29 protein-coding genes are annotated in these 24,284 nt (G+C 60.1%); all 29 read right to left on the bottom strand.

What is annotated here, in order from left to right; translation table 11 throughout:
• Positions 1–6 precede the first annotated feature (6 nt).
• The 29 genes from WCE05_RS19110 to WCE05_RS18970 all read right to left on the bottom strand — a co-directional run bounded on the left by WCE05_RS19110 (position 7) and on the right by WCE05_RS18970 (position 24,283).
• Complete coding sequence (locus WCE05_RS19110; protein WP_368816351.1) at positions 7–645, bottom strand: hypothetical protein; 639 nt, start codon at positions 643–645, stop codon at positions 7–9.
• Between the two features lie 150 nt (positions 646–795).
• Complete coding sequence (locus WCE05_RS19105; protein WP_368816350.1) at positions 796–2,637, bottom strand: hypothetical protein; 1,842 nt, start codon at positions 2,635–2,637, stop codon at positions 796–798.
• Positions 2,630–3,226 (bottom strand): putative phage tail protein, encoded by a 597-nt coding sequence (locus WCE05_RS19100; protein WP_368816349.1) that lies wholly within the window; start codon positions 3,224–3,226, stop codon positions 2,630–2,632. The genes WCE05_RS19105 and WCE05_RS19100 overlap by 8 nt, the downstream gene beginning before the upstream one ends.
• A gap of 2 nt (positions 3,227–3,228) precedes the next feature.
• The gene (locus tag WCE05_RS19095) at positions 3,229–4,299 is read right to left on the bottom strand and encodes a baseplate J/gp47 family protein (RefSeq protein ID WP_368816348.1); all 1,071 of its coding nucleotides are present in this window, start codon (positions 4,297–4,299) and stop codon (positions 3,229–3,231) included.
• Complete coding sequence (locus tag WCE05_RS19090) at positions 4,299–4,670, bottom strand: phage GP46 family protein (RefSeq protein WP_368816347.1); 372 nt, start codon at positions 4,668–4,670, stop codon at positions 4,299–4,301. The genes WCE05_RS19095 and WCE05_RS19090 overlap by 1 nt, the downstream gene beginning before the upstream one ends.
• Positions 4,671–4,731: 61 nt before the next feature.
• Positions 4,732–5,292 (bottom strand): phage baseplate assembly protein V, encoded by a 561-nt coding sequence (locus WCE05_RS19085; RefSeq protein ID WP_368816346.1) that lies wholly within the window; start codon positions 5,290–5,292, stop codon positions 4,732–4,734.
• Positions 5,292–6,410: a phage baseplate assembly protein gene (locus tag WCE05_RS19080; protein WP_368816345.1), complete on the bottom strand. Its 1,119-nt coding sequence runs from the start codon at positions 6,408–6,410 to the stop codon at positions 5,292–5,294. Before WCE05_RS19080 ends, WCE05_RS19085 begins: the two co-directional genes overlap by 1 nt.
• Complete coding sequence (locus tag WCE05_RS19075) at positions 6,400–7,725, bottom strand: DNA circularization protein (RefSeq protein WP_368816344.1); 1,326 nt, start codon at positions 7,723–7,725, stop codon at positions 6,400–6,402. The genes WCE05_RS19080 and WCE05_RS19075 overlap by 11 nt, the downstream gene beginning before the upstream one ends.
• Positions 7,722–9,917 (bottom strand): phage tail tape measure protein, encoded by a 2,196-nt coding sequence (locus tag WCE05_RS19070; protein ID WP_368816343.1) that lies wholly within the window; start codon positions 9,915–9,917, stop codon positions 7,722–7,724. The genes WCE05_RS19075 and WCE05_RS19070 overlap by 4 nt, the downstream gene beginning before the upstream one ends.
• A 40-nt stretch (positions 9,918–9,957) precedes the next feature.
• Complete coding sequence (locus WCE05_RS19065; protein WP_368816342.1) at positions 9,958–10,224, bottom strand: hypothetical protein; 267 nt, start codon at positions 10,222–10,224, stop codon at positions 9,958–9,960.
• A gap of 102 nt (positions 10,225–10,326) precedes the next feature.
• Positions 10,327–10,710 carry a hypothetical protein gene (locus tag WCE05_RS19060; protein WP_368816341.1) on the bottom strand — a complete coding sequence of 128 codons (384 nt, stop codon included), beginning with the start codon at positions 10,708–10,710 and terminating at the stop codon, positions 10,327–10,329.
• A gap of 5 nt (positions 10,711–10,715) precedes the next feature.
• Positions 10,716–11,087: a phage tail protein gene (locus tag WCE05_RS19055; protein ID WP_368816340.1), complete on the bottom strand. Its 372-nt coding sequence runs from the start codon at positions 11,085–11,087 to the stop codon at positions 10,716–10,718.
• 11 nt (positions 11,088–11,098) lie between these two features.
• The gene (locus WCE05_RS19050) at positions 11,099–12,196 is read right to left on the bottom strand and encodes a phage tail sheath C-terminal domain-containing protein (RefSeq protein ID WP_368816339.1); all 1,098 of its coding nucleotides are present in this window, start codon (positions 12,194–12,196) and stop codon (positions 11,099–11,101) included.
• Positions 12,193–12,384, bottom strand: a complete 192-nt coding sequence (locus tag WCE05_RS19045) for a DUF2635 domain-containing protein (RefSeq protein WP_368816338.1) — start codon at positions 12,382–12,384, stop codon at positions 12,193–12,195. The genes WCE05_RS19050 and WCE05_RS19045 overlap by 4 nt, the downstream gene beginning before the upstream one ends.
• Entirely contained in the window at positions 12,384–12,968 is a 585-nt protein-coding gene (locus WCE05_RS19040; RefSeq protein WP_368816337.1) for a phage protein Gp37, read from the bottom strand. The genes WCE05_RS19045 and WCE05_RS19040 overlap by 1 nt, the downstream gene beginning before the upstream one ends.
• Positions 12,968–13,459 (bottom strand): phage protein Gp36 family protein, encoded by a 492-nt coding sequence (locus WCE05_RS19035; RefSeq protein ID WP_368816336.1) that lies wholly within the window; start codon positions 13,457–13,459, stop codon positions 12,968–12,970. The genes WCE05_RS19040 and WCE05_RS19035 overlap by 1 nt, the downstream gene beginning before the upstream one ends.
• Positions 13,459–14,073, bottom strand: a complete 615-nt coding sequence (locus WCE05_RS19030) for an HI1506-related protein (RefSeq protein ID WP_368816335.1) — start codon at positions 14,071–14,073, stop codon at positions 13,459–13,461. The genes WCE05_RS19035 and WCE05_RS19030 overlap by 1 nt, the downstream gene beginning before the upstream one ends.
• 6 nt (positions 14,074–14,079) lie before the next feature.
• Positions 14,080–14,973 (bottom strand): Mu-like prophage major head subunit gpT family protein, encoded by an 894-nt coding sequence (locus WCE05_RS19025; protein ID WP_368816334.1) that lies wholly within the window; start codon positions 14,971–14,973, stop codon positions 14,080–14,082.
• Between the two features lie 13 nt (positions 14,974–14,986).
• On the bottom strand, positions 14,987–15,964 hold the full coding sequence (locus WCE05_RS19020; RefSeq protein WP_368816333.1) for a phage protease: 978 nt from the start codon (positions 15,962–15,964) through the stop codon (positions 14,987–14,989).
• Between the two features lie 281 nt (positions 15,965–16,245).
• Positions 16,246–16,806: a phage virion morphogenesis protein gene (locus WCE05_RS19015; RefSeq protein ID WP_368816332.1), complete on the bottom strand. Its 561-nt coding sequence runs from the start codon at positions 16,804–16,806 to the stop codon at positions 16,246–16,248.
• Between the two features lie 30 nt (positions 16,807–16,836).
• Positions 16,837–18,117, bottom strand: coding sequence for a PBECR2 nuclease fold domain-containing protein (locus tag WCE05_RS19010; protein WP_368816331.1), 1,281 nt, complete (start codon positions 18,115–18,117; stop codon positions 16,837–16,839).
• Between the two features lie 202 nt (positions 18,118–18,319).
• The gene (locus WCE05_RS19005) at positions 18,320–19,870 is read right to left on the bottom strand and encodes a DUF935 domain-containing protein (RefSeq protein WP_368816330.1); all 1,551 of its coding nucleotides are present in this window, start codon (positions 19,868–19,870) and stop codon (positions 18,320–18,322) included.
• Positions 19,870–21,429: a hypothetical protein gene (locus tag WCE05_RS19000; protein WP_368816329.1), complete on the bottom strand. Its 1,560-nt coding sequence runs from the start codon at positions 21,427–21,429 to the stop codon at positions 19,870–19,872. Before WCE05_RS19000 ends, WCE05_RS19005 begins: the two co-directional genes overlap by 1 nt.
• Before the next feature lie 247 nt (positions 21,430–21,676).
• Positions 21,677–22,189 carry a DUF3486 family protein gene (locus WCE05_RS18995; RefSeq protein WP_182390536.1) on the bottom strand — a complete coding sequence of 171 codons (513 nt, stop codon included), beginning with the start codon at positions 22,187–22,189 and terminating at the stop codon, positions 21,677–21,679.
• Positions 22,189–22,497 carry a hypothetical protein gene (locus WCE05_RS18990; protein ID WP_182337083.1) on the bottom strand — a complete coding sequence of 103 codons (309 nt, stop codon included), beginning with the start codon at positions 22,495–22,497 and terminating at the stop codon, positions 22,189–22,191. The genes WCE05_RS18995 and WCE05_RS18990 overlap by 1 nt, the downstream gene beginning before the upstream one ends.
• Positions 22,494–22,826 (bottom strand): hypothetical protein, encoded by a 333-nt coding sequence (locus tag WCE05_RS18985; protein WP_368816328.1) that lies wholly within the window; start codon positions 22,824–22,826, stop codon positions 22,494–22,496. The genes WCE05_RS18990 and WCE05_RS18985 overlap by 4 nt, the downstream gene beginning before the upstream one ends.
• Positions 22,823–23,038 (bottom strand): TraR/DksA C4-type zinc finger protein, encoded by a 216-nt coding sequence (locus tag WCE05_RS18980; protein ID WP_368816327.1) that lies wholly within the window; start codon positions 23,036–23,038, stop codon positions 22,823–22,825. Before WCE05_RS18980 ends, WCE05_RS18985 begins: the two co-directional genes overlap by 4 nt.
• Positions 23,025–23,663, bottom strand: a complete 639-nt coding sequence (locus WCE05_RS18975) for a DNA-packaging protein (RefSeq protein WP_368816326.1) — start codon at positions 23,661–23,663, stop codon at positions 23,025–23,027. The genes WCE05_RS18980 and WCE05_RS18975 overlap by 14 nt, the downstream gene beginning before the upstream one ends.
• Positions 23,660–24,283, bottom strand: a complete 624-nt coding sequence (locus WCE05_RS18970; RefSeq protein ID WP_368816325.1) for a transglycosylase SLT domain-containing protein — start codon at positions 24,281–24,283, stop codon at positions 23,660–23,662. The genes WCE05_RS18975 and WCE05_RS18970 overlap by 4 nt, the downstream gene beginning before the upstream one ends.
• Position 24,284: the final 1 nt, after the last annotated feature.

Raw genomic sequence — 24,284 nt, 5'->3', positions numbered from 1 at the left:
CGCTCCTTAAACCAAGATACCCAGTCGAGCCATACGCTTTCGGATAATCTCGACCTGCTTGCTCAGTTCTGCGTCTGTCAGCACTACTGAGTGAATAGCAACGAACGAAATATCAACCTCAGCGCCAAACGAGGCGGAGTTGCTAGGGCTGCCGATACGGAAAAGTGTGTCGGTTAGTACACGCGGCCTAACATCTGCGTTTTGATTCGAAGTGTTTCGAGTGATGTTTTGAACCTTGAGTGGCATCGACGAGCTGACTCGCATTACTCGAATGCCCCAGTCGGTTGGGACGTCGGAAACACTCAGCATCGCAGAAGTAGCACCGCCACTCCCATTGTTGCGGGACGCACCACCGGTCAAGCTAGCAGTTGCTACATGATAAAGGTTTGCACCATAGGACACCCCGACAACCCCTGGGGTAGCAGACTTGCCGATGTAGGTGCCAACATAGAATGGAGTGGACTCATCTCCAGTTGTCGAAGCGTCGGACGGGATTGGATTCACCGCACGCCCCACGACAATTAGTGTCTGCTCCTCGGATTCCGAGATATTCGTTTGCAGGTAGTTAGCACCCCCGCCTTTGAACCGGCCATGTGTTGGATACGCCTGCGGGTTCCCAACAATGCTGGCGTCGGCCTTGTTCATCACTCTATTGAAGCCAAAGCGTGAAACATCCGTGTCGAAAGTAAACCAGCCTTCCAACCCCCGCGTTACGGGAGGGACAACTTTCGAATACCAAGGCGCCAAAGTGTCACGCGCAGTAATTATAAGTCCCATAAACTAGCCTCCGACGTCTCAAATAAGGTTGATTGCAGCTGCAGCGACGAAAGGTGCCAGTGCCGCGTAAAGTCCAAGCCGCGAGGAGCCCGTTGGATGAGTCGAGTCCGCCCAGTTACCCTTCACGAATCCATCTGCACCCGGAGCAGATTTAGACATAGCGTATCCGCTTTCTGGATCAGTCATGGCCCATAGAGGGGCCAAAATCAGATTTGAATAGTTCAGGTTTTCTACTGCTTGTTGCATTGCACGTATGACAGGGGTGTAGTGGCTTAACCACAGAGAATTTCTTGTCGCATCAATTGCCGTTCCAGGAATTGAGCGAATTATCTTTGCGTTCGGCCAGGCTGCCTTAATCTGACTATGCATCAGAGTGTCGTCTGCAAGCACATGGTCATAGATTGTTGCAGCGGACCTGTCTCGGACGTTGTTAGTGCCTAACATGTTTATCACGATGTCAGGTGTGTCGAGGTCAAATCTCGCTTGATAAAACGTGGGGTCGAACACATAGCCGTTACGCACGATTGCAACGGGGTCACTCTCTGTAGCAGCACGGAGAAATGGATTTATGGGCCAGCGCAGAGGCTTGGACAGCTCCATGTATGCAGATTCTTCACCAGGGGTGACTTTACCTACACGGTCCGTTATAGCGTACGTAAAATCCCCGGTCTCCCAACCTTCGCGACACTCACCCAACTCACCATTTGTATCGTTGGCATTACCTGCATCCGCAGACCCTGGTAACGTACCAATGAAGGTTGGCACTATACCCAGCTCGACCAGGTATTGACGCAAGAACAAGCCACCTTGACGATTGCCGATACTGTCCCCGATGAAGAGTATTTTTACAGGTTTCGGTGGCACCTGGACTGGCACATGCTTTAGTGAAAGCTTCATTGCCCTGCGGTCACCGGGGCGAGCTATATCACGCATGGTCAGCACGCCAGAGTCGCCGAAGAGACTAGCGCTGACAGTTAGCGTTTTACCTTTTGAGTGTGCATCAGTAGTAGTACTGAAGACTGATGCGGACACAAGCGACACCTGGTCGCGACGAGGCAGGATATTTTCCACATACAAGACAGCATCTCGGATAGGACCTGTCGCGATCAACGGGGAGAAGAGTAAACCTTCTGAAAATGGGGACGGAGGAGATTCCGGTTCAGCAAGTATATAAGGGCTCGTAAGGTCATTGTGAACACCACCCTCAGTGTCAAGAATGAAAATACCTGGTAGCGACGTTGGTCGAACTTCGAGCGGGCCAACCATAGCCAATTCGTCGTCAGCATAAAAAGGTGCTGCTCCCTCGCCATCACCGATAATTGTTGAGTTATTTAGCGACGCTATTGAAAACGGAATAGTGTCAAAGCGCTTTACCGAAAGACGCGCAAACCTGGCCCCCTCGCTATCCTCTAGAGCTAAGTGCTCGAAATCACTATCAGGAACACCCCCCGTCCGGATGAGCGAGTCCAAGTCCGCACCACTGGCATAGCTATAGGAATACTCGTAGCTATCAATCCCGGTCTTTTTAAACAGCGAAACCCGCCCTAATCCGGACCCTTCAGGAGACATCCAGAAATAGCTATCGAGCTCTGTCAGCAGCAACGCTTCTTCGAATGTGGAGTAAACGCGACCATTCGCCATCTGACTGCTGAGCTCTACCACTGCATCCGGGATCGCCTGCTTGTGCATTAGCGCTTGCTTGGCAATGGTTGGCACAGGGCCGGACTCGGTATCTACATCCTGGCTGGCAGTCCCATGGATATAGAGATGCTGCTTCAGTGAAGCATTCTTAGATCGTTCAGATGACTCATCGAGAATTGAGGCATAGGCCTCCAACGCCTGAATAGTTGTGTCAGCCATTGACGGCCTCCGGCATTACGTAATGAACTGTATTGAAAATACGATCAGTACTAGCAAGTAATCGCTGTGCGAATGCCTTGCCGTATCCTACTTTTACCTCTGTATTTGCCGGCCTCCGAATCTGCAGCAACAATTCAAGAGCCGGCCGCGAGAAAGCTTCTAATGGAACATTGAGCCTCCACTCATAAAGAGCATCACCATCGGTGGCAGGTGTATTTACTGTTGCGATACCTGTGAGCGCCGGCCGATTTACATCAACGGTAGCGGTGAGCCCAAAGCGTTTGGCCATAGCGATAAAATACGGAATTGATTGGCCACCGAGGTCCCCCATTGCAACTAGAACCGCCTGCACCCGGTCTTCGTATGTGTCGCCATCTTCAGGCGTCAAGCCGTACACCCGCTCCCAGTCTGTAATGAAGTCTCCCGAGGTTTCAGGAAAGATTGCAGCCTCAACGGATTCGAGCTTACTTAGCGCGTCCTGGAGCACGTTGGCCTCAGCAGTCATCTGAGCAGTCAGAACTTTCCCTGTGGGGTCGTAAGAAACCGGGGGAAGCAATGATCGCAACTGCTCAAGAAGTTCGTCGCTCATTCTCATCCCTCCAACAGTTGAAGTTGGACCGATCCAAACCGAACCCACTTGACGACTGACGGGTCTGCATCCGTTACCACGTTGCCCGTAGGCGACAGAATGCGCAGATCGATCACACCGCCCAGCGCACTAATGGCAGCTGACAGCCTTATTAGGTAAAGCGTTTCGAGCGGAACAATCGGGGCGATAACTTTCTTGCACGCATCCTCAATTGGCGACTGGAGCGATTCCAAAGTGTAGTTAGGTGCCGGTTTAACTTTTGCGCTTAGGTGTACTTCGACGATCTGGGGAGTAAACACCCAGACATCGGCTCCGGCCGGCGCCACGCTCTCGATAAACGCTTGGCATGCCGCAATAACCGCCTCAGACGATGGTCCGCCAGACGAGGTGACCACCACGTCAATAGAGTTGCCTCCACGGCGCTTTGGCAGTATCAAGGCCGTTGAAACACCATCAATCGACGTAGCCCAGCGTCGATAATCGGCAATGTTTCCGCCGCTTGGTGGATTGCGGAGCACGTCCAGATATCGAGCCAGAAGACTCTCGGCACTTTCATCATCAGTGCCTCCGGCTGTTTCAGCCAGGACGCAGGCGCCGTCGACGTTCAGCGGCGGGCTGATGAACGTGCAGGCTCCTTCTATACCGTTGAGCGCGGCACCCGTCTCGATGGAGGCAACCGGGACACTAATGACGCCAGCCTCCGGGATCTCCACTGTCGCAGTGGTGCTAAACACCCGGCCGGTGGCGACATGCCTGATTTGCAGACCAGCCACAACCTGGCCTCCTGGCGTGCCGGTAACGGTCACCCCACTGCCAGAGGGCGTGGCCGACTTGGGGTAGACATTCCGGGTCTCGGCATGCCGTTTGAGTTCTTCAAAGTCAGCGCTGTCGGGGAAGATTTGGCGAGCAGTCCAGGCGGCCTGCTGGTGAATGCCTTCGGCAATCGCTGACACCGAGCTGGCCCGGACGTGGTTATCGCTATCGGACGTGATATCCGCATCAGGCAGTTGGGAGCGAATGTCTCGCAGCGCCCGCGAGCGGATGGCGTCGAATGAAGGGGCTTCGTAAGGCATCAGATCACGCTCACCAGGTGCTCGAAGGTCTGACGACCGGCCGGAGCGCTAACCTCAATCAGGAGCCTCAACCAACCGTCGTGCTTTTGCTCAGCAGTGACCTCCACAGCCGTGGCGCGCCCATCGTCAATCAGCCCCTTAAGGGCTTGCTGGGCGTACTGAACGGCGAGCGAACCTATCCGAGACTTGTCCTTTTCCCGCTTGAGTTCGTGCAGCCGAGAGCCCAGCGCCGGATCGGCCCAGTAGCTGCCGAGCGGAGTCATCAAACGGAGGTAGACGGCATTGGCCAGCGTCGTAATGCGCTGGCCAGTCAAGTCGCCTGTAGTGGGGTTTATGCTTGCGTCCATAGCGAGGCAGATTGCATCGCGCATGCGCAAGGCGGCATATCCAGCCCATGAAATTCCTTTCATGGGCCGGAAATAGAGCGAACGGCTATTGCTCCGGCGTTGGAGTCGGGCTGTTGCCGTGCTTGTGGGCGTTGTAGATCAGTCGGTCGGCCCGCATGCTGCGGGTCTGGTCTATCACATCTGCCGCCGACTGGATGTTGCCATCGGCCTGGACCTCACCAGTCGCCTCGATCATCGGCGTTTCGAATCGGACCTTCGTGCCGGCCTTGACCAGGAACGTATCGGTTACGACCTCGATCACCCGACCGCGCTTGAGGTGGATGTGATCGCCTTCGTCGGAATAGAGCGCTACCTCACCATCTTTGACCTTCAGGCGATACCGAGCATCTTCGGTGGCAATGACCACCACATGCTTGCTGTTGCCACCGATGGGCAGAGCGATGAAATCGGCACCGGCCAAGGGCGCTGAAGTAAAGCCATAGTGCTGAGCCAGCTCACCCGCGACTGCTTCACCTGCCAGGCCTTCCATCTGAACCCCGATGACAGGGCCGTGCGTGTTGCGCGTGCCGACAGCTCGGAATGCCTGACGAATCCCACGTAGAGCACGCTCTACTTGCTCGCGGACGACCCCAGGAAGTGATGCCATCAAAGCCCCCTAACCATCTGGATGAATGCCGCATCTGCATTCGACTTCTTGCCTTTATGCTTCTTGAGCGGGTTTCCATCGAGAACCCACATCTTGTCTTCGCGCAGCCTGAGCTCGGTGTAAGCGCCTTGGTTACGAGCCAAGCGCAAAGTGCGAGCCATGAGGAAATAAGTAGTGTTCAGCCCATGCGGCTCACTGCGCACGATCACACGCTGCCCGGGCTTCCACACAGCCCCGTTCGGAGCCCGGTAGCCTTTGACGATTGCACGGATCTCAAACCCCTCAAGTCGGCTGTCGGCCAGTAGCTTCCTTGCCCTGGTAGTCGCCATATCCTGGCTTTCACTGGCGCTGTCAATAACCACCTTCGGCCGGAAGATGCCGCGACGAGCCAACACATCATCCCGGATGACCGAGCGCAGATGTGCCTTACCGGTATCCAGACCATCATTGTCGTATTGTCCGTGTTGTCCCAGTACTGTGATCTGGCTGTACCGACCAGCGATGGAACGTCGCGTAGACAAGCGCTCGACATTGTTCCCTTTCCCGTCCGTCCGCATTATCAGCTCACCCACAGGCGTCGACGTGTAGTCCGGCCCTCCCACTACCAGCAGGCCGTCCGGCTCGACCCACGGCCAAAGTCCGTTGGCCTCAGCGACCTGGAGCAGCGCCTCCCATCCCGACTGGCCAGGCTCGACCTGGACCCGACGATGGATTGGCTTGCCGGCCGCTCGCACTTCCACGCGGGTAATCCCAAGCGGGGTAACGACTTCCTTCAGGATCTGGGATAGAGACGCCTCGCGCATGGACACGAACGGGGCTGAGCAATCGACCAGGACCGCCGCCTTGTCCCGCCCAGTCACGCGGATGAATATCCCTCGCTTCGATATGTCGTGCTCAACCTCGTCCAGTTGGCCCGTCAGCACCTTGTCACGTCCGAGTGTCAAACTGCAGCTCGCCCCTTCAACCAGCGTCCCTGGCAACTGAACCGTATCGCGAGTGAACAGCTCTAGCTCAAACCCGTCGGCTGGGGTGAGCAGATCCGACTCGACCGACCAGCCTTCCCACGTGTCATAGATCTTGCCGCCAATAGAGAGGCGGATGGATTCTTCAGTTTGCATAAGCGCGGATCACCGTTCCTGGAGCAATGCTGTAAGGCGAGCGCAGCTCGGGATTGAGGCGTATCAGCTCATCCGCCCGGCGGCTATCGCTGTACCAGCGATGGGCCAGGAGCCGCAGGTTTGTTGGCGATTCGACTGTTCTGGATAGAAGCGGCGGGCGCTGAAGCACCAGCTGTCGAGCACGAGCCTGGATCAGGGCAGCGGTCGTTCTTAGGCCTTCGATGATGGGCAGCGCCTCCTCGATGCCGTACAGCTGCCGATGCAGCAGGATGGCGGACTGGATGAGGCTGCGAGCCAGGTTGGCCAATCGCTCCAGGTCGTTCGGGCTGAGTGCCGAATCGTCCGCATCATTCTCGATGACAACCCCAATTGCGCTGGAGTAGCTGAGGGCCAGCTCTGTGATCACCAATGTGACCAGAGCAAATGCCACCGCTTCGACAGGATCATCCGGCATAGCCGTCGGCAATGCCGAGCCGTCCGGCGCTGTTCCCTCACGCGCTGCAATCAGGAATGCGCTGCCGATGCGAGCGATTTCGGGCGGCAGAGACTCAGCACCCGGCATGGCCGATGGCAGCCCAGAACGACTCAGCAAGTCGGCGGAAGTGCTTGGAGTGCTCTCTTCAATAGACGAGCGAATCTCGGCTGGCGACCTGGCCAGGTCAAGCAACGGATCGAAGGCCGACCCCAAACTCTTGGCCATCGACGTGACCCCGGACACCACGCCCAAAATCTGAGAGCGCATCTGTTGCAACCGAAGGGTGATGCCCGGCAGGCCAAGCGCCTTCTCCATTAATCCAGTCCACCCACCTCCAATCCAGCCTTGTACCTCAGCGATCAGCGAGTCCAAGCGGCCGATCAGATCAAATACGCCGTCCTGCCAGGTCCGCTCATCCTCGACATAAACCGTCCCGGTGTCGGTGTAGATCAGGTCGCGGTTGAAGAAAGCATCATTCGGGGTGTGCTCAAGGAAACGAAGGGCAATCTCGGCGTAGTCGGGTCGCTCTGCGCTGTGGCTGACCTTGTAGCCGCCACTGACGACAGTCACGCTCCCATAGATCGGGTGAATGAGTTCGCCAGGGCCGAGGGTGTCGAGGGCTACCAGGATCTGTTTGAGCTGGAGCATGTAGTTAGGACCGAACACCACGGCGCGCATCGAGAACTCTCTCGCGGCCTGGCCCAAGTCTTCCACGTCATCACCGTCCACGTAGGGAACGCCATGCTGGACGACTGCGCGAGGCGCTTCCAAGTCCTCGCCCATGATGTCCATGGCAACGCCGCGATAGGTGCAATCCAGCAGGTCATCTTGCCAGCTCATTCTCCGCGCCTCATTTGAATGCCTGCTCTGCGCTCAACCTGCGCATGGATGTAGTCTGTGTCAGCCCGTACATCGATAATCAGCGGTTGGCCCAGCAGCGCGTTTAGCTTCTGGACCAATCCGTTAAGACCCGCCTCAACTGCGCGGTTTGCAACACCAGAAGCCCAAGCGCTGCCCCCTGCGGCCGACATACCGTTGGCCGTAAGACCGGTCTCCTGCTGTGCAAGCCGTTGAGCCTGCTGCGAAACCCAGTCATCCGACTGGGTTGGATTTGTGCTCGCAAGGCTCATGCGGTTGCGGTAGAACGACGAGTAGTAGCTTTTCTGCCCTGCGGTGAGCAGGCTGCTGTCTTGCGCATGGCGCAGGCGCGCCTCGTCGGAGTTTTCCGTTGATCCGCCCAGCACGCTCATGGTCAGTGCCGCCGAGCCAAGGGCGGCGTACTTGCCCCAGTTTTTCGAGCTCTTCGACACATCGGGCGTCGAGGTCTGCATGCCCCCGGCCGGCCAGTTGGTGACGAACACGGACGTAACGCCGGCCGCCTCCTCGAGCACCTTGCCGACCGCCACGTTTTTCAACGTTTCCGGGCCGCCCAGGAATTTGTTCAGCAGCGCCCCTGCACCCGCTTTGGCACCGCGCCCGGCGTAGTAGCCGCCGAGGCCGGTGGCGATACCGGCGCCCAGCATCTGCTCGCCAGTCAGGTTGAGGTCATCCAGGATGTAGGTGCCGAAGTCGGTAAAGCTCTTATTGAGGGGCTGCGCCATCCGGTCGATAGCCTGGCTGAGCGTGGCCCGCATGCGACTGCCGGTGCCGGTGGCACTGTTGACGTTGTCTGCCAGGTCGCGGTTGAACACTGGCTCGGCCTTGGCGATTTCGGCGGTCTGTTCCTTGAAGGTGTCCAGGCGGTTGCCGGATAGCATGATCTGCATACCCCGGACGGTGTCCTGGTCCATGCCCTTGAAGGTCACGCCCAGGAAGCGAGCGCGCTCTTTGTCGGTCTTGAGCTTGTCGTACTTGCCCTTGAGGTCGCCCAGCACCGCTGCCGGGTCACGGTAGCTGCCGCTCTTGTCGAAGAACTGCACGCCCGTGGCCTTGGTCACCTGTTCCTGGTACGCCTTGATACCGAACACCCGCAACGTCGAATCGGCCAGGGTGCCCAAGCGGTCTGGCTGCATCTCGACTGTGGACAGCGTCTCGGTGAATGCCAGCGCCTGAGAGATCGACATGCCGGCCCGCTGGGCGGACTGGCCGATCTTGGGGAACAGGTCGGCAAGGTTCTCCAGTTCGGCATTACCGAGGCGACCGGCAACGGTCATCTTCTGCAGCAGCTCCAGCGCGGCGCCGTCCTTGTTGAGGTCGATGTTGAATGCGCTGGCACCGGCCACGACGGCCTTGCCCAGGATCGCCGCGTCCGCACCGGTAACGGCCGTGCCCTGGCCGATGGCGTCAGCGGTCTTTTTTGCGGCCCCATACTCAACACCCGAGGCGATCAGCGTGTTGAAGCCGCTGTCCACGCCCTCACGGCCCAGACCGTACTGCTTGGCGATCCGGAAACCTTCCTCACGCCATTCCTCACGCTGGGCGGCCGTCATGCCGGCTGTCTGCTGGGTACGGATCAACTGGCGATCCAAGGCCGCACTGCCCACCAGGCCGGTAGCGGCGCCGAACCCGAGCCCGAGGCCGGCCAGTTGCCCTTGGGCGCTGCCGCCCAAGCGCTTCACCCGGTCCAGCTCGGTACGAACACCGGCAGCCATGCTCTTCAGCATGCGCAGGTTGCGGCCGCCGTTCTGGGCCAGCCGGCGAAAGCTGCCCTCGGTACGCTCAACGCTGCGGCGTAGCGGCTCGATGCCTTCGCGCTCTGTGCGAACAAACTCGCCTTTGGACTGGTTCGCCGCCTGCCTGGCCACCTGGCCCAGTTGCTTCAGCTCGCCTTGAGTCTGGATTACACCGTGGCGAAACACGTTGGAGCCTTGGGTGGCCGCATCTCGCATCGCCTGCCGGATGATCTTGAAGCTGGCCGCACCTTCCTTGCCTGCCTTGTTGAGCGCTGTGCCAGCCTTTCCGCTTTCGTCAGCGAGCGCTTTGGCACCGTTCTTCCCGGCCTGGCGCAGGTCGCGCTCAATGGCCTGAATCTCACGCCGGCTGTTCCCCGAGGTGGCGTTGATCCGCAGGGCTACACGCAAATCGGAACTCATGAGGTCACTCCCGCGAGCCTATATGAAGAAGAAAGGCCCATCACTGGGCCTTGGTTACTTCGGTGGTCGGCTCTGGGGTCCACCGTAAAACCGGCATCCCCGCAGCATTCAGGCCGTAGCTGTATTGACCAGGTGGTCCCTGGTACACCCCCATACGGCGGGCGGCGTTTACCAAGTCCTCCTGGAATGCCGCCTCCAGTTTTGGCGCCGACAGATCGAGCAGCCTCGTCGCACGCCGGGAGAGCCATGCCTCGCTCAGCACCTGCGCCTCTTGCTTGCTCAGCGGAAACTCTTTTGTCTCAGCCATTTAACTTCCTCATAGACACGAACCGCCTCTTACCCTTTGTACGACCAACCAGGAGATCAATGCGTGCATCAATCTCCGGCCGGGTCATCCGACTGATTTCCTCTAGCCGGTAGCCGTGTCGGACGAGGTGGTGCTCAATTCGCCGCCAGTCGTGGACGCCGCGCTCTGCGGCGACAGCTTTTTTTCCAGTTCTGCATCCGCCTCGGCGATCAGGGCCAAGTCGCCCTCGGTCAGCTCGGCGCGCAGCAACTCGGTGGTCAGTTCTTTGGCTGGGATATCGCCCAGGGCAAGTAGCTGCTGGCGGTAAACCTCCAGCGTGACCAACTGGATAGGGCCGACTGGATGTTCCTGCTGAGCCGTGATGAGGTCGCCGCTCATGGCCACACGAAGGGTGAAGGTTTTGTGCCGAGTACCGGCGTAGTACACGCCGATACTCAACTCGCGGGTGATGGTCAAGCCTTCCCAGCGCTTATCAATTCCGGACATGGCCATCACTCCTCGTAATAGTTCAGGGCGGACAGGGTGAGGTCGCGAGTTGCCTCACCTTCAAGCTGGTACTTGCTGCCCATCTCGACCAGAGAGACACCGGTCCAGGTCTGCCGCTTGCCGCCGCCATCGAGCGGCTCGATGGTGATCTTCGCGTCCAGCATGGCTCGCCAGTTCGGCTCACCGGCCTTGGGAATAGCCACCGAGACGCGCAGGTCGTACTCCTCCATCCCGGCCGCAGTGCCCTTGGGGCGGCCGGTACGGTTCATGGTCTTGACCACAGAGCGACCAGTCTTGAGGGTGTCATCAAGACTCTTGATGTCGTAGTCCGTGCCGTTGATCGACAGTACGATCTGGCCAACGTAGATATCTGACATGGGGACTCCGGTTACAGAAGGAGGTCGATGCGGCCGGCAAACACATGCAGGCCGTTGACGACATCAGCGGGGATGGCACTGTTGAGGCGGCCCACGTTTTGAGCCGAGCGCTCTACGATGAGAGCATCAGCATTAGCGGCGACCTCTTCTACGATCTCCAGCTCCTCGAGCTTCTTCAGCACGTCCAGGAGTTCACTCCGAACAGCTGCGGGCGTCCGACTCGACAGCTTCGAGCGTGGGAAGCGCAGGCGGATTCGCTCTCGACAGGCTTGGCGCACGTAATAGAGGGTGCGAATAGTGGTCAGGTCGAGTAGCGACTCGTCATCCTCCTCCGAAGCTGCCTTGGTGTAAGTGGTCACAGCTCGCACGATCTGCACCGTGTCACCCGCGCCTACCTCAAGCGGGGTAATCCCGTTGGCCAGGCAGGTTTCCTGCTCTGTGCGGCCCAGGCGATTGGCGATAGGAGGCACCTTGATGCCCTTCAGCACCAGGGTATTCAGCGGACGCGCTGGATCTTCCTCGAAGGCAACGACCGATGCGTATGCCGCTGCAACCTGCCTGGCAGTCGAGGCGGTTCCAGGGAGCACGGGAATGGAAATGGCACCTGAGTTCAGGGCGCTGGCAAGAGTAGTTGCAGCCGAGAGAGTGGTTGTTACCGCGCCAATACCGATGATCGATTGTTGCTCGATGGAGTCGGTGTAGGTGTCGAGGTGGTCGCGCAGCGCGGTCATGGCGGCGGCGCTAAACCAGGCAGGCACAAGAATGTTGAAGCCGCCCATCGCCGTCGACGCCAATGCAGCAGCAATGCTCGGTTCGACCTCGCCCTCGACGGTCACCCCGACACACGAAATGGCGACATAGCGATTTGCTGTGATGGCAGCAGCAACCATTTCCTCAGCAACATCACCAAATTTGGTCTTGGCGTCGGCGGAGCTGTAGACCTGTTCAGGTACGTTTTGAGCAGCAGTGGCACCAGCGCCCAGCGGCACAATCAGGCACACACGCTGAGCGTTGGTAGGCAGAGTTCGCACCGCAAGCTTGGTGTTGAACTCCATATAAACACCCGGCTTTCGCATGCTCTCCGGGATAGTGTCAAATTCGATGTTCATTTCGCGGCTCTCTTAGCGGTTGGTTTGGCACCGCTTGGCTTGGCTTCTACCAACTCGCCAGATGCAATCCGGCGCCGGTAGTAAGAGTTGTCTGGCACATCGATTGGCTCTTCTGGGGCGCACTCGATGTACTTGCGCGGGTCGTCGGCTCTTGGCACCCGATGACCAGGTGCGGCAGTAACAAGCATCACGGCTTCCTTAATTCAACGTGGTCCTGAGCCACTGGTTCGGGGTTGTCGGCCGGCACATGGAAAGCCATGTCCACGCCTTCCAGGTCGGGCAGCTCTGGCGACCCGAATTCGAATTCGGGGACCAGCCAGTCCAACTCGATGGCAAAGCTCTGGCCCAGCACCGAAAGGTGACTGGCTTGGAACTTGCCGTTGACCAGGTTGGCGAACTCGGTAGGCGCCACGCGGGCGCCACCTTCCTTGTGTTGCCACCCCGTCAGCAGGTTCATGCACTGCTCCCAAATCCAGTAACTGCCTGGATCACGGGCCACCGTGCCCCGTCTTGTTTCCCGCTCACCTCGAACCGAGGTGCTGGAAATGACCAGACGGAACACCACAGCGGCGGCAAATCGGCGGCTCTGTCCGGCCTTGCGGAACGTCACCTTGGGCGTGGTGATCAGAACCGAAGGGGTCAACTTGAGCATGTCGACCAGCAGGTCCGGGTCACTCAACTCCCCGCCGTAGCTGTCCAGGTGTAAACGCGGCAGTTGCTGCTTCAACTGCGCGAGCCGCGCCTGGATGGCATCCTCCAGTTCACCCAGCATCACAGCCCCCTGAGCGTGTTGCGGCTGAACAGCCGTGGTTGATGACTGATCTGAAGACCGGACTGCCCGGCCTCAGCCGCGCCGCGCTTCTCGTCTTCAGCGGCCAGGCTTTCCAGCCGCTTGATGATGTCGCGGTAACGCAAGCGCACAGCCGAATCGGCACTGGCCTTCTCGCCGTATAGGTGGAACCTGGTCAGCTCAGGCAGGTCATCAGCCACCCATTCGGGGGCATCCTCGCCCTTGAGCCGATAACGCAGATAGAACTGAACCTCGCTGCGAGCGCGGGTCGCGGCATCAGCAATCCGTGCCAGCGCCTCGACAGCAGACGCCACATCCTCGGCGTCCCAGTCATCCAAAGGCTCACCCTTGGCCGCAGCCTCCAGCAGCTCACCCTCAATGGGCCGGCTGGTCTTGGGGACAGCAAGGTCCGCCATTTCCCTGGAGCCAAAGCGAGTGATGACCGCGATTGCACTCGGCAGCGAGAGGTTCATTAGTCAGCGTCCTTCTGAGCGTTCTTGCCGCGCTTGCCGGTCTTTTCCGGGCTTACAACCCCCGCCTGAGCACCATCTGCCTGAGCCACTGCCGCAGCCGGCGCCGGAGTCGGCGGCTCGCTATCCCCGGCGCTGCCGAGCGTCGATTGGTTTGCATCGTCCTGCGCCTCCGGCGTCTTCTGCTGCGGTTGAAGTAGCTCGGCGATGAGTTCAGCCAGGCTGTCTGCCTTGATGCAGATGACGCCTTCCAGCGTCGGATCGTCTGGCTCCAGCAGCTTCAACGCTTCCACGACCAGGCCCGGCGCCGCCTTCTGGCGGTCGAGCGCCGCCATCAGGTCAGAACATGCCGACTTCAGGCCTGCGCGGGCTTGGCCCAAGTCGTGCTCCAGTCCAGCGATGGTGTTACCCAGTTCCTGGATCAGGTCATCGTTGTCCTGGTCGAGCTGGAGAACGTCTTCCTGCGCACCCTCGACAACGAGCAGATTCGGGTCACCGCGCAGCATGGCCAGTTGCCGCTCCGAAAGATCACCGTCCTCATGGAACGTGCCCGCGACGCAATGAGCCAGGCCAGCACGGCGGTAGCCGTCACGTTTGGCTTTAATCACTGTTCCCATGGCCCGTTACCCCAACCAGCTCGGCGAGAGCACTTCAGCGGTGCCAGCCCATTCGTTGCCGCCTTCGGCATCCTTGACGACCAGCTTGCGCGCAGCACCTTCCAGGCTGGATGGCACGACGAGCAGACCAGGACGAACACCCAGCGGACGACCGCCATCGGCCTTGAAGTCCTTCATGGCAGCGCGGGCAGCGGCGTAGTTTTCAGCGTTGAGCGGCGCCTTGGAGCAGTAGGCGAACTGCCAGAGGCCAAAGCCAGCGTTGACCCGAGCATCGACGCCATAGCGATAAACGTCTTCCATGAACACCTTCTCGTCATCGACCTTGGTCATAGCCTTCAGGTCGTAATTGCGGCGCTTCTGGAAGATGATCGGCTTGATGGCACGGCTGACATCCAGCAGATACCAGGCCGGGCCAGTACCGTCCTGGTAGTTACTGATGGAGGTTGCCGTACCGGTGCCATCGCTATTCGGATACAGCGGGTGGTCGGTGTCGAAGAAGTTCTGACCGTCGTAGCAAGCCGTGGTCAGACCTGCTTTCAGCATGGCGAAAACCAGCTCGTCCGGGTGAGCCTTGGCAGCACGGCCCATTTCTTGGAACAGCGCGCCGTACACGCCGACTTCGTCATCTTCCATGGCATCGCGCGGGACGCTGACGGAAGACTCGAACTTCTTGTTGTTGATGGTGTAAGCGTGGGTGGCCATGTCACGCAGCACACGCTCACCGACCCATTCACGGAATGCCGGGAACTGACCCAGCCAGCCATAGGTGTTGCTGGAGCTGGTCGACGGCACTTCAGTAGCGATCCGCTGCCAGTCGGTCGGCGTACCGTCAAAGGCACGCTGATACTCGCTGCGGAAGGAAGTGAAGAATGCGGCCAGCGCTTGTGGGGTAATAATCATGTGGTTGCGTCCTTTATTCGCTTACGCGGCCCTTGAGGAAGTCTTCTTCGGTCTGGCCCATGAGCTTGGCGACCTTCTTCTCTTCGGCATTGAGCGCGGTAGAGGTGCCATCAGGCTTGTGCTCGCCCAGACCGGAAGGCGCACCAATGGTCGGTGCCGCCTTTACGAACTCGCGGAAACGGTCGAGCCCGGCTTGCTCCGAGCAGGTAGCGCGGTAGTAGTCGACGGTGGCTGGGGTGATCTTTCCGGCCTTCAGCGCGGCATCGATCACGGATTCCACTACGGCCTTGTGGTCTTCGGCCTTGCGGGCTTCCAGTGCCTGCTCGGCATTGGTCGCCCGGGAAACGGCATGGTCGTAGTCCTGGCGCGGCACGAACTTGTCCAGGCTGGGCTGTTCGTTGTTGCGAGCCGTAGCGGTAGCCTTCAGCTGATTCACTGCGGCGACGGCTTGTTCATCGGTAGCGTTGGCGTCCAGTCCGAGGGACGCTGCAAGTGCAATTGGAAGCGGCAATTTATGAATCTCCGGTTGCTCATGGTTCAGTGCGGTCAGCACCAGGTTTGGTTTATTCGTCAGGCCGACGCTGACCATGCGAAGAATTCGCCGGGAGGTGTCGTCGTAGTCGAATACGGGGGAAACGAAGCGGTACTCACGGGCGGCGACCTGCTCCCCGGCTCGGGGCGTCCAGGTGACATGGCCCCAGAGGGCGCCACCGCGCAGCTCTAGCTGATCAATCCAGCCAGCGGCGGGAGCAGGCGCACCCTGCGGTGCTGCTATCTCGGTGGAGTGCTCCCAATCAATCACCGCGTCGATTCCGCGACTGGCAAAGGCGGTAAGCACCAGTTGATGGGCGATCTCATCCCACAGCCAGGTGCGACCGTCACGACCAGTGATGGTGGGGCCGGTGGGAATCAGTTCGATCCAGTCGGGCGCCTTCCCCTCGATGAGGGGCAGCGCCGACAGATCCGTGTTGAGTGCGATGAGTGTTTTCATGCCGCCAGTGTGTGCGGCAGATCTGGGCAGGTGTTTTTAAGCTCGACGCAAGGATTTGGTCGGCTGAGGGGGACTGCGGGAGGGAGGTGAATGCTACATCGCCGTGATGGGCGAGCGGGTCATTTTTTCAGGTTTTCCAGCCTTTCGAAGAATCCCGGTGTCGGTTGGCGGGCGGGAATGGGGCCAGAACAAAATCTAACGGTAATCTAACGGTGCTCCAGCACGATTCCCAACCGGATGCACCGCCTAGGCCCTCCAACGCGCTCAAATGAGCGCGTATTTCAACGGCCTGTTTCACCCCTCAAATAGGTCGCAACGATCTCCAGAATCTCTGTTTCGTCCTCGCTCGACAATCCGAGGTAGGGTCGAGCTGGCATTTCGACGGATCTCGCCCCGTGCGTCACCCACTGGGAGAAATTCGACTTGCTCTTCTTCACGAAGCGGTTGCCGACCACGCCACCCTTTTCCTTGAAGTACACCTGCTGGGATCGAGCCGCGTGCTCGATCTTGCCGCCGAACTGGTGGATAGCGCCGTAGGGGCGGTCGGTGCCGAACTGAAGTTCGTCGTTGCCTACCTGGTGACGGAGCGTATCGAGCAGCGCACCGGATTCCCGAAGGATCTTGTTGCCTTTCTTTCTGGTCAGGGTACGCGGTGACAGTGGAGCCCAAGGCGAGCCATCAGGTGCTACTTGGCGACGAGCGCGGGCATCAGTAGAGATGTGCAGGTATTCGGCAATGTCATTCAGCGGCGTCTGCAATGAGCTTAAGCGCTCAATCAGCTGCTCCAGCTCGCGCCCAACCGCAGTGGCGTCCATCGTTACATCAAGCATTGCACCGGCCATGCGCACCTCCTTCTATATAGAGTGCCTGGATCACTCGGCATCTAAGCGGCGGTAGAGCCGCACACCCAAGCGCAGTTGCTCCAGGTACTCGACATCACTCCCGGCCGGGGCAAGGGTCGTAATGCCATCCCAGCCATCAGCACCGACTTCGAACACGGCCAGCGCCGGGGCGGCCTCGCCATCCAGTTCGAAGCGGCGGATGTAGCGACGGCGCAGCACTGCCTTGTTCTGTTGAGCCTGCCATTCCAACCTTACCCATACCTCGTCTGGCTCTTTCAGTGCGTCGGCCAGCAGCAACAGCTCACGGGCATTGCCGCGCTCGCCAACCTTTAAAGCGCCCGATTTGGCATCAGCAAACAACTCCCGGCCGATCACTACGCTGTCGCCAACCTTGTCCCGGAACACCACCGGGGCTGTCTCGGTAGCGCCGAACTCACCCAAGAACTGCCCGACGTACTCTTGATCAGCCAGCCCCTCCGGCATGATCCGGCTTGAGGGTGCCAGCCGAGGCGCAGGCAGCGCACCTGGAGGACGACGGTTCGGCAGTCCTGGGCTCGGCGCCGAGCTGGAGCGCGAACCAGGTATAGGGAGCGGGTCATGGGCGCGCATTGGGGGTATGGCAGAAGACAGCCGCGACTGGCCCGGAGCATGTTCGAATCCTGGATCAATGCCCAAGGGCACGCGCACGCTACGCGGGCCATTGGGGCTGTGGACGCCGATGATGCGGGTTTCATACTCGACCACCGGGGCCGGTCCGACCTTAAGGCCCATGCGCTCAACGTCCCGAGCGCTGACCATGAATTTTTTGCACTTGCACCCCCAGCCGTTCTGCGGGCTATGCGTCAACCACCAGGCGTCATCGAGTGGCAACACCGTGCCATTCCAAGCCAAGTGCTGGGGACGGGGGTTGGCGCTATCGCCGTGTCGATAGAGGCCATAGGGCCGTGCCTTGCGTAGCTCCGGGTCGGCCATCTGCGCTTCGCGCCCCGCGTTGTAGGACTGCCGCAGGTTCGTTTCGAAGATAGTGCGCGTACGCCAGGCCCGAGCACCGTTGTACTCCCAGCCGTGCTGGCTGACGATCCTGTCGAAGTCCGTGCGGAACTGATCCAGGGTGCGGCCAGTGGCAATGGCTTTCTCCACGGCGCCGCGCATGTCAGTCAGCAGATCGCGCCTGGTTGCCCCGGCCACGACAAACGCCCAGTCGTGCTCAGCCGCATAAAGATCCGTCCAGGCGCGGGACGGCAGATTGGTCTTGCCCTTGAAGTAGTCGATCTGTTCCTTGAACGGCAGGGCGCCATGGGATACAGCCATTACACACCCCGCTTGATGAAGTCGGCCAGCTCAAGAGCTTCGGCGCGACTCAGCTCTACGTCACGCTCACCATCCTCCATTCCGATACAGAAGGACACGCAGCCAGGCGCGGGCTCACAAGTCACATGGAAGGCAACGCCATCTGTGCTGTAGAAGCTGATCATCTTCTTTCGAGTAGCTGAATCTTCGGTAAGACCTCGCATCACAGCCCCCTGATCACATCATCGCGCCCGGCCAGACTGGCGGCCATCAATCCGTCAGCCATCGCGTTGGCGAGCTGCTCGGCATTCATCGCTGGGTATGCCTCAATAAGCCGGTCACGGAATTCCTCAAGGCTGGCCACCGAGTCCAGCAGCTCCTTTATGGCATCCACCATGTCATCCATGGGGGCAGCGGCTGCCCCCTCCATTGTCTTAACCTGGTTGTCCACGATGTCTGGTACCGCTGCGGGAGCCTTTGGTTGCTCGCGGTTGAGCGCGGTGGCCACCGGGACCGGTGCCGCAGCCTGTACAGCGAGGACCTCGGCGCCTTCCGCAGGCTCAGGCAAGCCGAACTTATCGCGGATAACCGACTGCTCGATCCGCAGCCCCAACGGCACCAGTGACGTTACGGCATTGATCAGCAGTTCAAGGTTTTCGGGCTGTGGAACATCAATGATCAGGCGAGGGTAAGGCCGACCTGGTGCAAAATTCAGGTCACAGAAAGGCCGGACGAACATGCGGTTTAGCGTATTCGATTCGGCCTTGGCGTCGGCTTCCAGGAGGTCAAGCCGCACTTCGTTGTGTACCTTGGCCTGAGCCAGGCTGGCACCGTCGTCAGCGCTCATGGTCTGGCCGACAATGGCCTTGGACATTTGCTTATCCCACCATTCGGCCAGGCCTTTGAAGAAGTCACCGGCACCAGCTACGTTGGCGGCCTGGTTGAATTCGATGCGCATCGATTCAGGAATGACAGCAGCCGCATCGCTCCCCAGGTTGGCCACCGCCGACAGCAGCACGCCGATATCTTCCTTGCTGGCGTTCGGCCCGTAGCGGCCCACACGCATGGGAATGCCGTAGATGTCGGCGAAGCCCATCCAGTCCTTCCAAGTCCAGGCCTTGCACATGTAGCCAACCGCAGCCAAACGCGCCAGGCCGCCACGGATCGGCAAGCCTGTGCGCAGCCGAGGGCGGTGCACGATGAACTTGTATGGAGCCAGCGCAACACCATTTACCACGTCGGCGTCATCGAGCAGGCGCAGCTCTTGCCCGGTTTCCCGGTCGAACATGAAGAAGCGCGGGTCGCGCCACTCAAAGCGCTCGGGCATCCATGTCTTGCCACTACGGTCCCAGATGATTTCCGCGACTGAATAACCCTTACCCAGGGCGTCAGTCAGATCGGTCTGCATCTCGCCAAACTCAGGCGACTCGACCACCTCGCGTAGGGCATCCGCCCGACGAACGTCCTCGGCGTCGTCGGTAGCCGCCTCCACGCGGATGTTGAGCCCGGCCAGGGCGAGCTTGCGAGTGCCAAGCACAGAGGCATAGTGCAGGTCACGCTCTTCCATTTCCTCGGCAAGGGTCAGGTAGTCGCGGGCATCACCCTCGGCGGCGGCTTGGAGCAGAGCAGCGAGCCGACCCGGCGTCAGGCCGCTTGCTACAGATGGGTGCCAAGCATTGCGCACGCCGGTAATACGCGGCGCAGCAACTTCCTCGGCGAGCTGATCGTATTCAATGGCGCGACCGTACTGGTCGACAATTGGAGAGCGGGCCATTACCAGATGCCTTCTTTAGAGCGCCAACCGGCCCCGCGCACGACCTGACGATCATGCGAGGCCGACTGCTGGACGCGGTGGGATTCGAATATTTCTACTTCCTGGCGGCTGGCGAAGTCGCCCAGGACCAAGGCAACGCCCGCGTCACCGTGGCGCTTGTCGCCGCCTTTCTCTGTGGTGCGCTGTTCAGGGATGCGCGCCACGCCTTTCACCACCCGGAAAGCCCGTATGTCACCGGTAACGTCCTTGTCAGCCGGGATGCCGTAGAGGGTGTCGTCTTCCAGCGCGGCCTTGAACGGCGGCATGTTGTCCCGATACCAGCCCTCGGTGAGCATGACCTGCTCAATGCGGTTGAAACCGAACTCCACGGCAGCAGACTCGGCGATCTGCTGGCCGTTGCCTCGGGCGTCATGAGCGCCCTTTAGGAAGTTGGGCAGGCGCCGGACGATGTAGAACAAGATCTGCTCTTGCTGCTTGAACGGCACGTTGCGCATCTCCAGCACGAACGGAGTGCGCTTGCGCAGGTTCTGCTCTTTGAGCAGCGGCCAGAAGACGGAAAGGTCGCCCGAGCGGGCGAAGTCCATGCCATAGAAGCTCTGCACGTCGGTTGGCAAGTCCTTCAGCAGTGGCAGCAGCTCGCGCTCACACCACTCCAGCGACTCAGCCAAGCGCACATGTTCCGGGGCCGTCTCATACCCCTGCGGGTACTTGAGGCGAAGCACGGGAGAGTCTCGGCTTGTGCGACTCTCGACCAGGGCCAACGACAGGTACGCGCCTCCGCCCTGGCTGGGCACACAGTCCAGCTCTTCGGTGGCCGCGTCGCCGTAGAAGCTGTACACATCCGCGACCCAGGCGTCCTCTTCCTCCTTTATATGAGGGATGCCACGGCGCATGCAGACGCGGTCATACAAGCCATCAGCCACGGCCTCGCTGAAGGTACAGCGGAACAGATGCCCCTTACGCTTACCGGCGCGGATCTCTTCGATCAGCTCGTTGAAGGCGTTCTCCGTGCCGTCGTGCGTGCTGATGACATGCACCTCACCACCCCAGATCAGCAGTGCGAGCGCCGCTTTAAGCAGCTCGGCAAGATCGGAGTGGAACGCAGCCTCATCGATCACGACCACGCCCTGACGACCACGCAAGTTGCTGGGCCGACTGGTAAGCGCAACGATCCGGTGCCCCGAGGGGAACACGATGGTGTAAGTCTTGATGTTCTTGTCTGGATCTTCGTCCGGCCAGATGCCTTCCTCGATCTCTTCGGCCGCGTAGTTGAACGCCCGAGCCCACATCGCGCAGGCCTGGATGTATTCGACCGTCATGTCCTGGTTGTAGCCGAGGTAATAAACGGTTTGCCCTCCGGCGCTCTTCGCCGCAGCAGCGACTAGGACGTTGTCGGCGGCCTCAGCCCAGGTCAAGCCGATACGCCGGGACTTCTCGCCCACCTTCAGCGGCGCCCGAATACCGATCCATTTTTGCTGATAGGGCAACAGGACTACGGGAGTCGTGGACTCGTTTTCCGACCTGAGCGCCTGCGTGAGCGGGTTAAGGGCATGGGTCATCGGGCCAAGTCCTCACGGATAGCCCGCAGCAATGCTGTCCGGTATTGCCCAAGCGACTGGAACGATGCTGCGTAGCCGTCATCACGGATGAGACTCATAAGCGAACAACGCACGGACTCAGGCAGCGGTGCGTCGGCTAGCTCGACAACAGTCCTGGTCTTCCACCCTGCGGCCCTGGCAGATACCAGGCTCTGCTCGTTGGCATCCATCCAAATGCCGTCTTCGTCGCTCCATTGATGGATCACATTCACGACGCCACCCCCAGAATCTCGCGGCGAATCTCGTCCACGGTCTTGGCACTGAGGCCGCCTTTCTTGGCGATCTTCTCGACCTGGTTGGCTGCGGCTTCAGCTCGGGCGCGAACCTCCGTCTTCCATTTCGCCTGGACGACAGACGCCCGCCCCAGCTCGGCAACGGCCTTGGCCACCTTGGGCAGGTCCATCTTGCCGTCAGCGGCCATGAGCAACTTGAACAGGTGCTCTTGCACCAGGCGCATCAGCGCTTCGTTGACTGCACCTTCGTCGTCCGGCGCGGCCTGGACAACGGCCTTGGCCTGTTCGCTGGACATCTTCAGGGCGGCCAGCTTGTCCTCGAACTCGCTGCCGTAGCGGTGCAGCGCGCTCTTGCCAATGGAGTAGCCACGCAATTCCAGCTCCGCCGATAGCTGCTCGTATCCGCCGAAGTTATTTTCCACCAGCGACTGATCCAGCCAGGACTTCACTTCTGGCGGCAGGGCGGCGACCTTGCTACGCGGCGGCATTACCAGTACTTCTCGGGCCGGGCGATGCCAGCGCGGCAATCGACGGTGTATTCGGCGATATCAACGCCCAAAGCGGTCAGGCCTGCCACCCAAGGGCCAGATGGCGATTTCACCAGCGTGACCAACAAGCGGTCGGCCAGGTAATCCAGTTCGCGGCGCAGCTCCAGCGCCGTTGCGTCGGGATAGATGCCTTGGACGGTCGAGAGCACCACTGCCTCATGAGGGTCAACAGGGCGGCTAGTGTTGAGAGTGAGCAGGATGTACCAGCGCAGCGATTCGCGGCGCACCTTTGCTGGGTCGATGTTCATTGACGGGTTCCCCGGAGTTGCACGTTTTCAAGCTTGAGGGCCAGTGCGTCGAGCTTGGCCTCGATGACGGTTTGGTTGCGCACGAAGTCTTCGCGACGCACGTAGTGCAGCGGCATTTCTCCGCGCAACTTTTCAAGACCAAGTTCGACCTGGCGCAGCCGGTCGGAATCTTTGGCCAGCTCTTCGAAACGGCCGTCCATCAGCGCAAATCGCTGATCCAGTCGGCGCTCGATGGCGGCTAACAGCAGCTTGAGGAGACCAACCATCACCCCCACCAGGCTTGCCCCGGCAGCAATCAACTGCCAGACCGGCAGCTCGATGGTGCTCATCGGCCGCCCACCCGTTCGATGTCTTCCTGGCAGCTCACGCACAGCTCAACGCCTGGCAGGATCTCGCTGCGTGCTGCCGGGATCTCATCGCCGCAGCCTTCACAGTGCGTGATGCGAGGTCCGCTGTAATGGGGTCGGCCCGCTGCCCGCGCCGCCAGAGCCCGCTCGCGGAAAGCCTCTTCCAGTTCTGTGGCGGTATCAGTTACGTCCATTGCTTACATTCCATTTGATCAGTTTCGTGAGCTGGGCACGGCAGTCGGCATAGCCTTCGCTGTTGCGTACATGGTTGGCCAGCAGGTCAGCGCGGGTGACACCCGCGATCAGGTCATCAGCGGCTGAGGCTCCGGCGGCAGTCGCATTAGCTCCGCTGGGGGTTGAGCCGGAGGAAGGCACTGCGACTGCGGTTGCGGTGCCAAAGAGGGCGCTGTTCCACACGCGGACAAAGCCAGCAGTGAAGACAGCAGGAGGCAGCGGCTCAGGCTGCGTATTGAGGGCGCGGCGGTAGAGGGTCGTGACACGTTGAATTTCTCCGTTGAGCTTGTCGGTGACGGCCCGCAGCTCGTCCCGCTTGGCGACCAGATCCGCCGCCAGTTGGTTGCCGTATGCCTGGGAAGCGATCAGCTCGTCTGCGGCTTTCTTCAGGCCGATGACGGCAGACTCAGCCATGTAGCGCAGTTCGGCCTCATGCTCTTTGTCCTGCTTATCCAGGGCTGCATCGCCCTGAGCTTTCGCCAAGGCGAAACCTTGGTCGTAGCCGTGGCTGTGGATGAGGGCCAATGCTCCGACCGCAGCTGCGAGGACCAGGAGCCAGACGACGACGGGCTTTATTCCACTCATGAACACACCCCTTCGCCCCAGCCATCGGCGATGTATTGGGCTTCAAAGGTCTTGAGGATGAGGCGTGGGTAGCCTCGGTTTTCTTTGAAGGCGGCGGCCGAGCGGCCCGCGTTGAACCGCTCGATTGATCCGAACCAAACCAGCGGATCGGCGCCTTGTGCCGATGCCAGCTTGCGATCACGGATCAGCCAGCCGAGGCCGCCGTTGTAGGAGGACAGCACCATGGCGTGCCGCTCACAGCCGTTGCGGCCCTTGATGCGATCAGCCAACCAGCGGTCATAGCTGACCAGAGCCATGAGCGACCAGGTGGGGTTGTAGGGCTCAACATTGCCCAGCGTGTCGGGGAATAGCTGGGCAAGCCAGGTGGCGGTCGTGGGCATCACCTGGCCCAAGCCTTGCGCACCTACAGGCGACTTGGCGTTGAACTTCCAGCGCGATTCCTGGTGCACCTGCGCGGCGAAGGTCGCCACCGGGGCATCCAGTCCCCACTCGGCCTGGGCGATGCGGGTCAAGTCGCGGCGGTACTGCTGCGCCTCGGCCGGCACGGCAGCAAGAGCCGTGGGCAGAATGCCGAAGATCGAGACACCCAAGAGGGCCAGACCAAACATACGGATTCGCATG

This window comes from Pseudomonas sp. I2, from assembly GCF_040984075.1.
Classification (GTDB): domain Bacteria; phylum Pseudomonadota; class Gammaproteobacteria; order Pseudomonadales; family Pseudomonadaceae; genus Aquipseudomonas; species Aquipseudomonas guariconensis_B.
The sequence above is the reverse complement of the archived record's forward strand: the minus strand, read 5'-3'. Positions and strand labels throughout refer to the sequence as shown.